The following is a 15,277-nucleotide window of genomic DNA, read 5'->3' on the forward strand; positions in this document are numbered from 1 at the left end:
TCACTTCCCGACGAAGCTGACGCTCACGCGCGAGCGTCGAACCGCCGCCGATAGCTGGACGGCGTGCTTCCGAAGGCGGACATGAAGTTCTGGCGGAGGGTGATCGGGCTCCCGAACCCGCAGGATGCCGCGATCTGATCGATCGAGAGGCTCGAGGCCTCCAGAAGGTGCCGAGCTTCGTCGAGACGTCGCGATCGCACCCATGCCGCGGGCGTGGAGCCGGTCGATGAGCGGAAGGCACGCACGAACGAGCGACGGCTCACATGCGCGGCGCTGGCGAGAGCCTCGATGGTGAGATCCTCATCGAGATGGGCGAGAGCCCAGGCGGATGCCATCGCGACCGGGTCATCCGCTTCGCGGACGGCCACGGGGTGCTCGATGTACTGGGCTTGTCCACCCTCGCGGTGCGGCGCCACGACCAGGCTGCGCGCGACCCGATTGGCGGCCTCCGCACCGAGCCGCTGACGCACCATGTGAAGGCACGCATCGATGCCCGACGCGGTGCCGGACGAGGTCAGCACATCGCCATGATCGATGTAGAGCACGTCTGTTTCGGTGCTGATCTCGGGGTGCCTTCCGGCGAGGGTGCTCAGAGCGCGCCAGTGCGTGACGGCGCTCCTGTCTCGGAGTAGGCCCACGTCGGCCACGGCGATCGCGCCGAGGCAGAGGCCGGCGACCACGGCGCCACGGGCGTGCGCGTCGACAACTGCTCTGCGCAGGGCCGCACTCGGCACGCGTCCATCGTCGACCCACGACGGGATGACGATGAGATCGGCGTCGGCGACGACCGTCAGGGGCTGAACCCCGCTGATCGAATAGCCTTCGGCCGTACGAATGGTGCCACCGCGCTCGGAGAACAGCACGCACGACCAATCAGCGAGACCCAGTCGGGAGACCTCGTCGAACACCATCTGCGGCACGGAGAGATGGAACATCGTCACGTCCGTGAAGGCATTGATCGCGATTCTCATAGAACTCCTCGTGTGGCCTTTTCTCATCGCACATCGGCCTGCTTGCCGCGGACAGATATACCCCTGGGGGTATAAAGTCTACCCATGGCTACCACTGAGATCACGGCTTCCAACTTCGACCAGACCATGAACGGTGAGGGCATCGTGCTGCTCGACTTCTGGGCGGAGTGGTGCGGCCCGTGTCGGATGTTCGGGCCGGTTTTCGAGGCCGCGTCTGAGAAGTACCCCGACCTCGTCTTCGGCAAGGTCGACACCGAAGCGGAGCAGGCGCTCGCCGCTGGTTTCCAGATCAGATCGATCCCGACGCTGATGGCTTTCCGAGACGGCATCCTGGTCTTCTCGCAGCCCGGTGCGCTGCCGGCAGCGGGTCTGCAGCAAGTCGTCGAAGCAGTCCAGGGTCTCGACATGGATGAGGTGCGTGCGAAGATCGCCGCTCAGGACGCCACGACCTCATGAGGATCGTGATCGTCGGCGGGGTCGCCGGGGGATGAGCTGCGCATCGCGAGCTCGGCGCCTCGACGAGTCCGCCGAGATCGTGGTGCTCGAACGTGGCGCGCACGTGTCGTTCGCGAACTGCGGGCTTCCCTACTTCGTCGGGGGCGAGATCGAAGAAGAGGGCTCGCTGTTGGTGCAGACGCCCGAGACGCTGCGGGCGTCGTTGAACCTCGACGTCCGCACCGGGCACGATGTGGTCGGTATGGATGCCGACTCGCAGAGCGTCGTCGTTCGCACAGCGGCGGGAGAGGAACGCATCGAGTACGACGCCCTGGTGTTGGCGCCGGGTGCGCGAGCCGTGCGTCCGGACATCTCCGGTCTCGACTCTCCGCGGGTGCGGACATTGCGCAGTGTGGAAGATGCCGCGTATCTGCGCGCGCAGGTCGAGACCGGCGTGACGCGAGCCGTTGTCCTCGGGGCGGGGTTCATCGGCGTCGAAGCGGCAGAGGCCCTGGCGCTGCAAGGCGTGGAGACCACTCTGGTCCAGGTCGCCGACCACGTCCTCTCGCCGGTCGATGCGGAGTTCGGGTGGATGGTCGTCGAAGAGCTGCGCCGACTGGGTGTGGACGTTCGAACGGGGGTCGCTGCCGAGGCGATCGTCGCGGGTCATGATGCTGACGCCATCACTCTGTCGGACGGCACCGAAGTCGTCGCCGATCTCATCGTGCTCTCTGTCGGGGCGCGCCCCGACACCGCGGTCTTCGAGGCGGCCGGGGTCGCTTGCGAGCGCGGGGCGATGATCGTCGACGAGCACGGACGTACCTCGTTGCCGCAGGTGTGGGCTGTGGGAGATGCCGTACTCAGCCAGGATCCTGTGACGGGCATTCGCCGGCCGGTGGCGCTGGCAGGTCCCGCGAACCGAGCCGGACGGCTCGTGGCCGATGCCATCATCCGCCCGGACAAGGCGCGACCGATTCCGCAACCTCTGGGAACGGCGATCGTGCGGGTCGGTCAGTTGACGGTCGCCCTCACCGGCGCGAACCGCGCCATGCTCTCTCGATCGGGAATCGCGTTCCGGACGATCAGCCTGCATCCGAACCAGCACGCGGGGTACTTTCCCGGTGCCGTTCCGGTTCACCTGAACGTTCACTTCCGAGAGGGGGATGGGCTGATCCTGGGCGCGCAGGCATGGGGACGGGAAGGCGTCGACAAGAGAATCGACGTGATCGCGACCGCGCTGCGCGCGGGTATGGCCGTCACCGATCTGATCGATCTGGATCTCGCCTATTCACCCCCGTTCGGTCAGGCCAAGGACCCGGTGAATCTTGCAGGCATGTTGGGTGCCAATGTCCTCGACGGCACGATGCGGCTGTGGGATGCGCGCGACCTCGACCTCGCACGTGAGACCTCGCTCATCTTGGATGTGCGAGGCGATGCCGAAGTCGCGGAGGGAATGATTGCCGATGCGCTTCACATTCCGCACACCCAGCTGCGGGAGCGTCTGGAGGAGGTGCATCTGGCTGCGGCAGGACGGCCGGTGAGGGTGATGTGTGCATCGGGTGTCCGTTCGGCGATCGCGCATCGGATCCTCGATCAGTCGGGGTTCGACTCCGCCTCGCTCTCCGGCGGGATGACGACGCTGCGCGCGGTGCTCGCAGACCGTGTGGATCAAGTGCTCGCCGTGCCGGCCTTCGCGCTCCATGTCTGATCGCCCCGCGCGTGTCGTCTGCCGTGCGACGACAGCGGAACGGCTCTCTTTCGTGGTTATCGCGGTCTTCGTCGCCGCGTTCGGGGCATTGACGGTGCCTTCGTCGCCGGTGGTCGCGGTCGTGGCGGGGCTGATCGCGGCTGGCGTGGTCGCGATGGCGGCGACCGGACGGTGCGCAACCTCATGGGTTCGCACGAGCACGCTGTCGGATTCAATCGCAGAACCATCGACAGGCCAGGACGATCGTTCTGTTCGGGTGTCAGAGAAAGAGAGAGATGCCGATGCATAGTACGGAGCAAGAGGCCCAGCGGCGCGTCGTCAGCCGGCTTCGCCGCGCACGGGGGCAGCTGGACGCGGTGATAACTGCGGTGGAAGCCGAGGCGTCGTGCCGCGATGTCGTGACCCAGCTCGCAGCCGTGACGCACGCGCTCAACAGGGCCGGCTTCGTCATCGTCGCCTCGGCGCTGGAGGAGTGCGTCGGGCGCTCAGATGACACAGAGGGTCCGACCGTGGAAGAGCTTGAGAAGGTCTTCCTCAGCCTGGCCTGAGGCCGCGCCCGATCAGATTCTTCATACGAAAGGACCTCTCATGTGCAGAGCAGTCACCTGCAAGATCTGCGGCAAGACGACCTGGGCCGGATGCGGCCAGCACGTCGCAGATGTCATGCGTCACGTGCCGTTGGATCAGCGTTGCCCCGGCCACGAGAAGGCGCCCGCCACCGGGTTCTTCTCGCGCCTGTTCCGGCGATGACCGCGATGGTCGCGCCGGGGTGGGAACCGGCGCGACCATCGAAGGTGGGGGTTCAGACCCGGCGGGAATCGCCCGCACCAAAATGGTCGGCGATCAGCTCGAGAGTGGTCGACCGAGCTTGCACGCCGTGGCTGCCGGTGACCAGCATCAACTCGTCGGCATCGGTGATCGAGTGCAGTTCCTCCAGCTGCGCGGCGACGTCTGATGCCGTTCCGTGGAACGTGCGGTCGGTCCAGTCATCGATGAACTGGTGTTGTGCGGCCGATGACGGATGATCTCGCACGGCATCGGGGGAGGGCAACGCGAACGTCTCGCGCTGGAACATCCGCATCATCCCCATGGCATTGGTCGTCGACTCGCGGCGAGCCTGCGCCGGGTCTTCGTCTGCCACTGCACCGACGCTGACGATCGCGTACGGCGCGCTCAGTACGCGGGAGGGGTGGAAGTGCTGACGGTAGATGCGGAGCGCGTTGGCGACATCGGGGCTGCCGAACTGCAGTGCGAAGGCGTACGGTCGGCCGAGTGCGGCGGCGAGTTGGGCTGAATACAACGAAGACCCCAGAATCCACAGCCTGGGTGGCGACGCTGGAGCGCCGGTGTCGTTCTGCTGCTCCTGCCAGGGGCCCGGAACCGCATGAACGTCGGCCAGCGCATCGGAAGAATCATCCTTCAGGAACGCGATCAGCTCCTGCACTTGCTGAGGGAACTCGTCGTTCGCAGACGCGTGACGCCGCAATGAAGCGGCCGTCGTATGGTCGGTGCCGGGGGCTCGTCCCACGCCGAGGTCGATGCGTCCAGGAGCGAGGGCTTCGAGCATGCCGAACTGTTCGGCGATCACGAGCGGCGCATGATTAGGCAACATGACGCCGCCCGCACCCAGGCGAATCCGCTGGGTCTCGCTGATCAGGCGCGCGGCCATGAGCTGAGGCGAGGCGATCGAGGCTCCGGGCATGGCGTGGTGCTCTGACATCCAGAACCGCTCATACCCCCGCGCGTCCGCGATCCGCGCGGCAGTGATCACCTCTTCGAGGACACGACCGGCGGTGGAGCCCATGCCGGTGAGGCCTCCGTCGAGAACCGACAGGGCGAACGGGGCGCTTCCGAATGGTGACGGACGAAGCATCGGGACCTTTCTGAGAAAGGCCGGACACCACGTGCGCGTGGCGCCCGGCCGGATGATTCGGATCAGGCGTGTGCAGCGGCGCCCATGGCGGCCGACTCGCCCAGGTTTCCCTTGGGGAGCGCTGTTCCCGCCTCGACGGCTCCGACCCACGCGGCGGTCGGAGCGACAGCTGCCCAGTTCGAGTTCAGCAGGGCCATGAGCGTGGTGTGCACGGTCTTGGCGTCGGCGGATCCTGCGTCGTTGGTGATGTTGATCGCACCGGTGGCATCGGCGAGCACCTCTGCAGCGATCCCGCGTGACTCGGCGTCCGCGGCGCTGGCGAGGACGCAGTTGTTGGTCATGTAGCCCACCAGGGTGATCGTGTCGATCTTGTTCTCGCGGAGCCAATCATGAACTCCCGTCTCGGGGAAGATCGAGCTGTAGTTCTTCACGACGTGCTTCCATGCGCTCGAGTCGCGTTCCTCCAGCGAGGGGTGCAGTCGGAACCCCGGCTGGGTCGGGTTGAACACCGGTGCGTCGTCCCCGGCGGTGTGCTGCACCATGACGACGGGGATGCCGGCGCGCTCGGCAGCGTCGATGGCATTCGCGATGCGCTGGATCGACTCGTCGCGCGGCGGGTATTGAATGGGCAGGAGGCCGGTGAAGTACTCCTGCTGGGGGTCGATGACGATCAGGGCGCGGCGGGGGGCCGACATGTGTCCTCCTGGAGATGGGAGCGGATTGTGCTTCCAGCTTCGTAGAGACTTCACGATCGTGCAATTGGCATGAATGCATCTAACAGATGAATTCGCGCCAATTGTGAGTATGCGCAGGGGTGGGCGCCGACATGCCGCGCCCGCCACTGCGCGTCGGTCTCAGGCTGCGTGACTTTACATGTCTCATGACTCGCCCTATACTCGGGGAAGCGCTTCCCAAGGAAGCGCTTCCCCGCTCAATGACGACGATGGAGAGGGCATTGATGGCCGCCGCCCCACCCCAGCAGAAGCTCAAGCTCAGCCTGGCCGCCCGCCACCAGGAACGTGCAGCGTGGAGCTTCCTTGCTCCGTGGTTCGTCGGGATGCTGGCGATCACGGCCTTCCCGATGGTCGCCTCGCTCTATCTGTCCTTCACCGACTACAACCTCGTCAAGCCGCCTGAGTTCATCGGTCTCGAGAACTATGCGGACATGCTGAACGATCCCCGACTCGCGAAGTCCTTGGGCGTCACGTTCACGTACGTGTTCCTGGGGGTGCCGCTGCTCATGGCTGCCGCGCTCGGCCTGGCGATCATGCTGAACCGCGGCATCCGCGGCCTGGCGATCTATCGCTCGGTCTACTACCTGCCGTCACTTCTCGGCGGTTCGGTAGCGGTGGGCATCCTGTGGCGTCAGCTCTTCGGTACGGAGGGGCTCGTCAACCAGTTTCTCGCGCTGTTCGGCATCGATGGCCCCGGCTGGATCTCGGACCCCGACACGGCGCTCGGCACCCTTGTCGCGCTGCACGTGTGGACCTTCGGGTCCGCGATGGTCATCTTCCTCGCAGGGCTGCGACAGATCCCGGAGATGTACTACGAAGCGGCGTCCATCGACGGCGCGGGTCGGTGGCGACAGTTCCGAAGCATCACATTGCCGCTACTCTCGCCGATCATCTTCTTCAATCTGATCCTGCAGATCATCGGCTCGTTCCAGACGTTCACGCAGGCGTTCATCGTCTCAGGTGGTTCAGGGGGTCCGGCCGACTCGACTCTCTTCTACACGCTCTACCTCTATCAGGAGGGCTTCGGCAAGCGCGACATGGGCTATGCCTCCGCGATGGCCTGGTTCCTGCTGCTCATCATCGCCGTCTTCACCGCGGTGAACTTCATCGCCTCCAAGCATTGGGTGTTCTACAGTGACCGCGACTGATCTCCTGAAGCGCCGCTCGATCGCGCCGTCTGCCCGCCGCATCACGCTCTCGAAGGTCGTGAGGCACATCATCCTGATCGCCGTGGGCGTGCTGCTGATCTATCCGCTGCTGTGGATGGTCGCGAGTTCCCTCAAGCCGGAGGAGCTGATCTTCCGCGATCCGTCGCTGCTTCCCGAGACGATCGACTTCAGCAATTACACCGATGGCTGGAACGCGCTGTCGAGTCCCTTCGGTCTCTATCTGCTCAACTCGGGTGCGATCGTCCTCGGCAGTCTGCTGGGCAACCTCATCACCTGCTCGATGGCCGCCTACGCGTTCGCCAAGCTGGAGTTCCGGGGCAAGAAGATCTTTTTCGCACTCATGCTGATGACTCTGATGCTGCCGATCCACGTGCTCATCGTTCCGCAGTACGTCCTCTTCTCGAACCTCGGCTGGGTCAACACGTTCCTGCCGCTCATCGTCCCGAAGTTCCTTGCCACCGACGCATTCTTCATCTTCCTCATGGTGCAGTTCTTCCGCGGACTCCCCAAGGAACTCGACGAGGCTGCTCGCATCGACGGCGCGGGGTACTGGCGCACCTACTTCCAGGTGCTGCTGCCGCTCTCCGTGCCGGCGCTCGCCACCACCGCCATCTTCACCTTCATCTGGACCTGGAACGACTTCTACAGTCAGCTCATCTACCTCACGCGTCCGGACGTTCTCACGGTCCCGGTCGCGCTCCGCAACTTCGTCGACTCGACAGGGGGATCCTCCTGGGGTTCGCTGTTCGCGATGTCGGTCGTGACCCTCATCCCTGTCTTCCTCGTCTTCCTCGTGGGGCAGCGCTACCTGATCAAAGGCATCGCGACCACCGGACTCAAATGACCTCTTCCCTGATCGATCACAACTGCAATGGAGCAATGACATGACACACCCCCGCACGAGCCATACGGCTCGACTCGTACGCCTCGCAGCTCTCGGTGCCGCCGTGACGATGGTGCTCGCCGGATGCGCGGCGCCATCGGAATCCGCACCGGCGACAGCCTCCGATGAGCCGGTCACCATCCGCTTCAACTGGTGGGGATCCGACACCAGACACACCATGACGCAGCAGGTGATCGACCTGTTCGAGAAGGAGCACCCGAACATCACCGTGGTGCCCGAGTTCGCTCCTTATACGGACTATTGGGACAAACTCTCCACGACCGTGGCCGCAGGAGACGCCCCCGACGTCATGCAGCAGGTCGACCCCTTCATCTACGATTACGTCGACGGCGGTCTGCTCGTGAACCTGTCGGACCACGCGGATGTGCTCCCGCTCGACCAGTTCGATGAGGGCGCGCTCGAAGGGTCGACGATCGATGACGGGGTATACGGGGTGCCGGGAGGAGTGGGCACGTTCGGCGTCGTCATCGATCCGCAGATCTTCTCGGAGGCGGGGATCGAGGTGCCCGACGACGAGACCTGGACGTGGGACGACTACCTCGACATCGCCGCGGAGATCAGTGAGAAGGCAGGGCCCGACGTCTACGGCGCCACGCTCCCGCTCGACGAACAAGGCTTCAATATGTTCATCCGTCAGCGTGGCGAAGATCTCTGGAGCCCCGACGACGCCACCGTCGGCTTCACCGAGAAGACTGCCGCCGCATGGTGGGAGTACATCCTCGAGCTGCGCGACAGTGGCGCGACGCCGTCGGCCTCGCTCGCGGTGGAGCAGGCATCGCTCGGACTGGAGCAGTCTCCGATCGCGACCCACACCGCCGCGATGTCCATCCTCTCCGCCAACCAGGTCGAAGCGCTGCAGACAGCCTCCGGACGCGAACTCGAGCTGCTCCTCTTCCCGGGCGAGTCCGACGGCGACCGCCCTGGTGCCTACGTCAAGCCCGGCGTCTACTACTCGGTCTCGGCGAAGTCGGAGCATCCGGTCGAGTCCGCGATGCTGATCGACTTCATCGTGAACAGCGAGGAGGCGGGTGCGATCCTGCGCTCTGACCGTGGCGTACCGGGGAACAGTGAGGTACTCGCGTCCATCGAAGGTGACTTCTCGCCGTCGGAGCAGAAGCTGGCGGACTACGTGACAGAGGTTTCCGAGCTGTCGGTCGCCGGCTTCCCGAAGCCGAACCTCGACGCCGGGCCCGAGCTCGTGCCGCTGTTCGCCAGACTGAACCAGCAGGTGATCTTCGATCAGATCACCCCCGACGAAGCAGCGAAGCAGTTCATCTCCGAGCTCGAAGCGGCGATGTAGCCTCGCTGCGCGCGGGGCCTCGTGTCAGGGGCCCCGCGCACTCCGACTCCGATCAGATCGACCAGAAGGCGTCACGTGACGAACCCCATCCACAACTTCACCGCCCGGCTTCCCGGCATCGTCTACGGAGGCGACTACAACCCCGACCAATGGACGAGGGAGACTTGGCTCGAGGACGCCGCGCTGATGAGGCAAGCGGGCGTGCGGCTGGTGAGCGTCGGCGTCTTCTCCTGGTCGTCACTGGAACCCGCTGACGGCCAGCTGGAGTTCGGGTGGCTCGACGAGGTGATGGACATCCTGCACGAACACGGGATCTCCGTGAACCTCAGCACGCCGAACGCCGCGCCGCCGCCGTGGCTCGCGACCGAGCATCCAGAGGTGCTTCCCACCAACAGGGAGGGGCGGAAGATCGCGATCGGAAGCCGGGCGCACTTCTGCCCGTCATCGGCGGTCTACCGCGAGCGCAGCCAGAAGATCGCGCGAGCGCTCGCGGAACGCTATGGCAACCACCCGGCTCTGGCGATGTGGCACATCGGCAACGAATATCACACGCAGTGCTTCTGCGATCAGTGCGGTGCGCGGTTCCGCGACTGGCTCCTCGACCGACACGGATCGTTGGAGGTCCTGAACGAGCACTGGGGTACCACCTTCTGGAGCCAGCGTTACAGCGACTGGAGTCAGGTCGACCTGCCGAAGCCCGTGATGGGGAACGTGAACCCCGCGCGCGAGCTCGATTTCAAGCGGTTCTCCTCCGACCTCCTGCTCGGCTGCTTCCGCGAAGAGCGTGACATCATGAGCGCGATCACCCCCGATATTCCGGTGCTGACGAACTTCATGCGGTTCTTCCCCGGTGCCGACTACACACGATGGGCAAGGGAGGAGGATGCTGTCGCGCTGGACATCTATCCGAACCCCGCCGACGCCGAATCGCACATCACCGCTGCGTTCAACTACGACCTGATGCGGTCGCTGAAGGGCGGGCAGCCCTGGCTGATGATGGAGCAGGCAAGCAGCGCCGTCAGTCAGTGGCCGCTCAACCTCGTCAAGAAGCCGGGCAGGATGCGTCTGGGATCCTTCCAAGCCATCGCGCACGGAGCCGACGCGGTGATGTTCTTCCAGTGGCGCGCCTCGCGATACGGCCAGGAGAAGTTCCATTCGGCGATGCTGCCGCACAGCGGGACCGACACCCGGACCTGGCAGGAGGTCGTCGATCTCGGACAGGAGCTCACACAGCTCGAGGAGATCGCAGGAACCACTGCGGAGGCGGCGGTGGCCATCGTCTGGGACTGGGAGAACTGGTGGGCGATGGAAGGCGTCGCACACCCCACGAAGCTCAGCTACGTCGACATCGTGACGCGGCACTTCACCCCGCTGTGGCGACGCAACATCGCCACCGACGTGATCACCCTCGACGCCGACATGTCCGGTTATCGCCTCATCGTGATACCGAACAGCTATGTGCTCAGCGAGGCGCAGACCGAGCAGCTCAGTGCCTATGTGCGGTCAGGCGGGCACGTACTGATCTCCTTCTTCTCGGGCATCGTTGACGAGCACGATCGGGTGATCCCTGGCGGCTATCCCGGTGGTCTTCTGTCGCTCATCGGCGGACGCGTTCGCGAGTTCTCGCCGCTGCCGTCGGACGAGCGAGTGCGTGTGGACATGCGTGGCTCAGAGACGGACGCCGGCCTGTGGCAGGACGATCTCGTCACCGATGGTGCCACGGTTCTCGCGACCTACACGGACGGCTACCTCGAGGGGGAGGCGGCGATCCTGCGCCACGAGCTCGGCGACGGTGTGGTGACGTATCTCGGCACTCAGCTGAGCGAGACGGGCATGGATCGGGTGCTCGACACCGTGCTCGCCGACGCACAGGTCGCCGCTGTCCTAGAGACGCCTGCCGGAGTCGAGGCGGTCGAACGTCACGGACCTGAGGGGTCATATCTCTTCCTCCTCAACCACGGGCAGCACTCTGCAGAGATCACGGTCCCCCCTGGTGCGGCGGAGCTGCTGACAGGGCGCGTTGCCGTCGTCGCGGGGGACACCTTGACTCTCGAGCCCGCAGCCGTTGCAGTCCTGAAGCGCGATCGGCAGCCTGTGGCAGAAAGCAGAGCCTGACCTGCGCCGGCGGCACCGGCGCGGATTCACCGTGACGGTGCAGCCGGTGTCAGTCCGAGATCACTGCTGACGTCGAGGCCCGCAGGTGCACCGACGGGACGACAGTCGTTCCGTCATCCGTCTCACCGTCCACCAGCATCGCGTGAAGCCGTTCCCAGGCGAGACGCCCGAGCTCCTCGGCCGGAATCGCCGCCGTCGTGAGCGGCGGGTTGGTGAACTCGCTGAACGTGATGTCGTCGAAGCCGGTCACCGACAGCTGCTCAGGGACGGCGACGCCGCGTCGCTGCAACGCACTGAGCAGGCCCATCGCGACGACGTCGTTGAAGGCCATCACGGCTGTCGCGTCCGTGGCCAGGACGGCATCCGCGGCGGCGTAGCCGGCCTGGATGGTGCCTCCGCCGGTGACGCGGCTCACTCGTACGTCAGGGTGATCTGCGCAGAACTCCTCGAGAGCGGCGAATCGACGGGCGCCCGATCTTGACTTCTCGCCGCCGTCGAGGAATGCGATGTGACGGTGCCCGAGCTCGTGCAAGTGCTCAGCGAGCAATTGTACCCCATGCTCGAGGCTGACGGCGATGACCGGAACTCCGGGAACCGGTACAGAGCGATAGATCATCACGACCGGGCCGAGGCGTGCGACCAGCGTCGACAGCTCAGCGTCGTCCATTCGCGGCGAGCAGAGGACGATCGCATCGCATCGGCGCCGCAGCTCGGTGATCAGCTCTGCCTCGTTCGCGAGTCGCTCCGACGAGTCAGCGATCAGCACCTGATATCTGTCCTCGCCGGCCGCCTGCGAGAGGCCGGTGAGCGTGCGCTGGAAAATGGGATTGTCGAGCTCGGGGACGAGAATGCCCACCGAGTGCGTCCGGCCCTTGGCGAGACCACGAGCGATCTGGCTGGGTGAGTAGCGCAGCTTCGCCGCAGCGTCATGAACCTTCTGCGACAGCAGCGGGTCGACGGTCACCGTGTTGCTGAACACCCGCGAGACCGTAGTTCTCGATACGCCTGCGAGCTCGGCGACGTCGTCCATGGTGGGCATGCGCTGGGCCAGTCTCGCCATCTTCAATCCTCTGCGGCTCGGGGCATCGGGCTCCGGATGCTGCCGCTCAGCATAGCGGAGGAAGCGCTTCCTGGGGGCGCCGGCTCTCTCCGCTCGTGCGGGCTCGCGCCCGAGTCGGGCCACTTTCACGCGTGCGAAAGGTCCGACGATCACAGGATCGCCGGACCATCTGCGGGAGAGTTCAGAATGCGTCGGGGTGCGCGGCGCGTGCGATCTTCTCGATCGCCGCGGCGTTCGTCGGGCCGACGTACACGCCGTCGGAGACGGTGACGTAGTTGTTGTTCTTCGCGGCGTCCCACTGCGGGTACTCGGCGAAGAGGGTAGCGGCTTCAGCGTCGAGATCCTCGCCCGGCATGAATCCACCGACGACGAGAACGTCGACGTCGGCTGTAGCGAGGTGCTCGGCGTCGATCGTCGACGTGAAGGTCAGGTCGCTGTCCTGGAACGATCCGACGACACCGGCCCGGTTGAGAACGTCGTCGAAGATGCCGCCGAGGAAGACCGCGGGCATGCCGTTGGTCGTCATCATCGACATGCCGGGGAAGACGATGAGGCCGGTCGGCGTCTCCTTGCCTTCCACCGCAGACGACACTGCGTCGATCTGAGAACGGAGTTCGCTGACGAGCGCTTCAGCCTCGGCCTGGCGATCGAAGACGTTGCCGACGAGGTTGAGGAACCCGAACGACGACTCGACGGTCGCGTTGTCGAAGGCGGAGAGTTCCTCTTCCGTAGCGTCTTCCTTGCCCATGGCGCAGTTCGCAGGATTGACGATCGTGTTGATGCCTTCGGCAGCGAGTTCGTCGCGGGATGCCTGGCCGTTGGCCGAGTCGAAACCGCCTGACGTTGTCGCGATCACCAGGTCGGGCTTGAGGGCGAGCAACTGCTCGGCCGGGATCTCGAAGCTCCCGGCCATGTCCAGGTCGCCCGTGGGCAGCGCGTCGATCTGCGCGACCAGTTCCGGCTGATCGGACATCCCGTAGTTCTGCATGTTCGCGAGGATGGTGTCGTCGAGCCCGAGCAGAAGGAGGGATTCGACCTCGGCGACGGAGGCGCCGTTCATGAGCACCACGCGCTCGGGCTTTTCCGTGAACGTCTGCTCGAAGCCGCAGTTGCCGATCGTGAGGGGGTATTCCGTGCTCCCGCCCGTCAGGGTGGTTCCATCGACGGTCGGCGCTTCGGTCTTGGTTGCATCGGACGGGCTGACGGAGCACCCAGCCAGGACGCTGAGAACGACGAGAGACGTGAGCGCGGTCGCAGCTCGGGATTTCGTGATGTGCATCGGACGAACCTTCCTAGGGGTCAAGTGGCTTAACTCTACAATAGGTAGTGTTAAAGATCCGCCCTGCAGGCGCGAATGCCGCAGTTAACTCTACGTACCGTAGAATAAGACCGAGCCGTGCATCCCGATCCCGTCCTCCGGTCGGCAGGCGTGGGCCGCTCGTCCTTGCCCTGACGGTCCGGTCTCCCGTTCGCCGCCTCATTCTCTCCAGGCCCAGGAGGCCGTATGTCTGCCGTCGATACTGGTCCGATCAAGATTCCGGCTGCCACGTCAGGGATGATCCCGCGCTCTGACATGCGTGTGATTTGGCTGCTGCTGGTGGCAGCGTTCGTCTCGATCCTCAACGAGACCACGATGGGGATCGCGATCCCGGACCTCAACACCGACCTCGGCATCCCACCCGAGCTCGGCCAGTGGCTCACCAGCGCTTTCATGCTGACCATGGCCGTTGTCATCCCGACGACCGGATTCATCCTGCAGCGGTTCACGACTCGCCAGGTCTTCATCGCCGCGATGATCGCCTTCTCGCTGGGCACCCTGGTGGCACTCGTCGCTCCCGGCTTCACGATGCTTCTCGTCGGACGCGTGATCCAGGCGGCCGGCACCGGCGTCATGATCCCGTTGCTGATGACGACCATCATGAACGTCGTGCCGCCGCAGTCGCGCGGACGAATGATGGGCCGTGTCGGCCTGGTGATCTCTCTCGCTCCCGCGATCGGCCCGACGCTCGCCGGCGCGGTACTCGAGCTGGCCAACTGGCGTGCGCTGTTCGCGATCATCCTGCCGATCGCGCTGATCGCCCTGATCATGGGGGCGAAGTGGATGACGAACCTCGGCGAGACCCGCAAGGTCCCGCTCGACGTGCTCTCGATCCCGCTCGCCGCGCTTGGCTTCGGCGGCATCGTGTTCGGTCTCAGCCAGTTCGGCGGCGAGGGCGGATCCGGCGAGACGGCCGGCATCCTCTCGCTCGTCGTCGGTGGCGTGTCGCTCGGCCTGTTCGTCTGGCGTCAGCTCCTGCTGCAGCGCAAGGACGACGCGCTGCTCGACCTGCGCGTGTTCCGCTCGGGGAACTTCACCGTCTCGGTGATCATCATGACGATCCTCGCGCTGTCGATGTTCGGCACGCTGACCCTGCTACCGCAGTATCTGCAGAACGTGGCCGGCCTCAATCCGCTCCAGTCCGGTCTGATCCTCTTGCCCGGTTCCCTGTTGATGGGCCTGCTCGGACCGCTGACTGGACGCATCTATGATGCACGCGGCACCCGCATACTGCTGATCCCCGGCACGATCCTCGTGACGGCCGCGCTGTTCTATTACTCGACCGTCGGTGAGCACACGGTGTGGTGGGTGCTCATCATCGTGCAGGCGGTGATGTCGGTAGGACTCGCGATGTCGTTCACCCCACTGTTCTCCGCCTCGCTGGGGTCTCTCCCCCGCCCGCTGTATTCGCACGGCACTGCGGTGCTGAACACGCTGCAGCAGGTCGGCGGTGCGGCCGGAGTCGCAGTGATGCTGGTGACATACTCGTCGATCCTGCACGCAGGTGAGAGCGACGGTCTCACGGCCGCCACGGCAGGAGCGCCGGGAGCACGCGCGGCGTTCCTGATCGCCGCGCTCATCGCCCTCGCTACCGTCGCGCTCAGCCCCTTCGTGCGCAGACCCGCGGACGACGCCGGCGGAGATTTCGTCCTGCCTTCGCACTCGTGACGCTCTCGGAGACGGCACCCGT

The 15,277-nt window shown here is 65.2% G+C and carries 14 protein-coding genes; 9 read left to right on the plus strand and 5 right to left on the minus strand.

Annotation, left to right across the window (positions count from 1 at the left end; genetic code table 11):
* Positions 1-23: 23 nt before the first annotated feature.
* Positions 24-971, minus strand: coding sequence for a GlxA family transcriptional regulator (locus ACZZZQ_RS10430; RefSeq protein WP_463499052.1), 948 nt, complete (start codon positions 969-971; stop codon positions 24-26).
* Positions 972-1,055: 84 nt separating this feature from the next.
* Between ACZZZQ_RS10430 and trxA the strand changes: the two genes are divergently transcribed.
* The 4 genes from trxA (at position 1,056) to ACZZZQ_RS10450 (ending at position 3,864) form a co-directional block, all read left to right on the plus strand.
* Positions 1,056-1,427, plus strand: coding sequence for a thioredoxin (gene trxA / locus ACZZZQ_RS10435; protein ID WP_463499056.1), 372 nt, complete (start codon positions 1,056-1,058; stop codon positions 1,425-1,427).
* Positions 1,428-1,458: 31 nt separating this feature from the next.
* Positions 1,459-3,114, plus strand: a complete 1,656-nt coding sequence (locus ACZZZQ_RS10440) for an FAD-dependent oxidoreductase (RefSeq protein WP_463507498.1) — start codon at positions 1,459-1,461, stop codon at positions 3,112-3,114.
* A gap of 281 nt (positions 3,115-3,395) precedes the next feature.
* A complete protein-coding gene (locus ACZZZQ_RS10445) occupies positions 3,396-3,662 on the plus strand; it encodes a metal-sensitive transcriptional regulator (RefSeq protein WP_463499062.1) in 267 nt (88 codons plus the stop codon).
* A 40-nt stretch (positions 3,663-3,702) separates the two neighbouring features.
* Positions 3,703-3,864, plus strand: a complete 162-nt coding sequence (locus ACZZZQ_RS10450) for a hypothetical protein (protein WP_463499064.1) — start codon at positions 3,703-3,705, stop codon at positions 3,862-3,864.
* Positions 3,865-3,916: 52 nt separating this feature from the next.
* Here ACZZZQ_RS10450 and ACZZZQ_RS10455 read toward each other — a convergent pair whose 3' ends face one another.
* Positions 3,917-4,987: an LLM class flavin-dependent oxidoreductase gene (locus tag ACZZZQ_RS10455; RefSeq protein WP_463499067.1), complete on the minus strand. Its 1,071-nt coding sequence runs from the start codon at positions 4,985-4,987 to the stop codon at positions 3,917-3,919.
* Between the two features lie 62 nt (positions 4,988-5,049).
* A complete protein-coding gene (locus ACZZZQ_RS10460) occupies positions 5,050-5,682 on the minus strand; it encodes an isochorismatase family protein (protein ID WP_463499070.1) in 633 nt (210 codons plus the stop codon).
* Between the two features lie 263 nt (positions 5,683-5,945).
* Here ACZZZQ_RS10460 and ACZZZQ_RS10465 point away from each other — a divergent pair, with 263 nt between their 5' ends.
* From ACZZZQ_RS10465 to ACZZZQ_RS10480, 4 genes are all read left to right on the plus strand, one after another.
* Complete coding sequence (locus tag ACZZZQ_RS10465) at positions 5,946-6,869, plus strand: carbohydrate ABC transporter permease (RefSeq protein ID WP_463507499.1); 924 nt, start codon at positions 5,946-5,948, stop codon at positions 6,867-6,869.
* 40 nt (positions 6,870-6,909) lie between these two features.
* Positions 6,910-7,734: a carbohydrate ABC transporter permease gene (locus ACZZZQ_RS10470; protein WP_463499951.1), complete on the plus strand. Its 825-nt coding sequence runs from the start codon at positions 6,910-6,912 to the stop codon at positions 7,732-7,734.
* Positions 7,735-7,774: 40 nt separating this feature from the next.
* Positions 7,775-9,094: an ABC transporter substrate-binding protein gene (locus tag ACZZZQ_RS10475; RefSeq protein WP_463499076.1), complete on the plus strand. Its 1,320-nt coding sequence runs from the start codon at positions 7,775-7,777 to the stop codon at positions 9,092-9,094.
* Between the two features lie 75 nt (positions 9,095-9,169).
* Positions 9,170-11,209, plus strand: a complete 2,040-nt coding sequence (locus ACZZZQ_RS10480) for a beta-galactosidase (RefSeq protein ID WP_463507500.1) — start codon at positions 9,170-9,172, stop codon at positions 11,207-11,209.
* A 49-nt stretch (positions 11,210-11,258) separates the two neighbouring features.
* On the opposite strand, the gene ACZZZQ_RS10485 is transcribed toward ACZZZQ_RS10480, so the two are convergent.
* Together ACZZZQ_RS10485 and ACZZZQ_RS10490 are read right to left on the minus strand one after the other, a co-directional pair.
* Positions 11,259-12,269: a LacI family DNA-binding transcriptional regulator gene (locus tag ACZZZQ_RS10485; RefSeq protein ID WP_463499082.1), complete on the minus strand. Its 1,011-nt coding sequence runs from the start codon at positions 12,267-12,269 to the stop codon at positions 11,259-11,261.
* Between the two features lie 181 nt (positions 12,270-12,450).
* The gene (locus ACZZZQ_RS10490; protein ID WP_463499085.1) at positions 12,451-13,548 is read right to left on the minus strand and encodes an ABC transporter substrate-binding protein; all 1,098 of its coding nucleotides are present in this window, start codon (positions 13,546-13,548) and stop codon (positions 12,451-12,453) included.
* Positions 13,549-13,773: 225 nt separating this feature from the next.
* On the opposite strand from ACZZZQ_RS10490, the gene ACZZZQ_RS10495 reads away from it, so the two are divergent.
* A complete protein-coding gene (locus tag ACZZZQ_RS10495) occupies positions 13,774-15,255 on the plus strand; it encodes a DHA2 family efflux MFS transporter permease subunit (protein ID WP_463499087.1) in 1,482 nt (493 codons plus the stop codon).
* The last annotated feature ends 22 nt before the right edge of the window (positions 15,256-15,277 follow it).

Source organism: Microbacterium sp. AC132 (assembly GCF_979258525.1).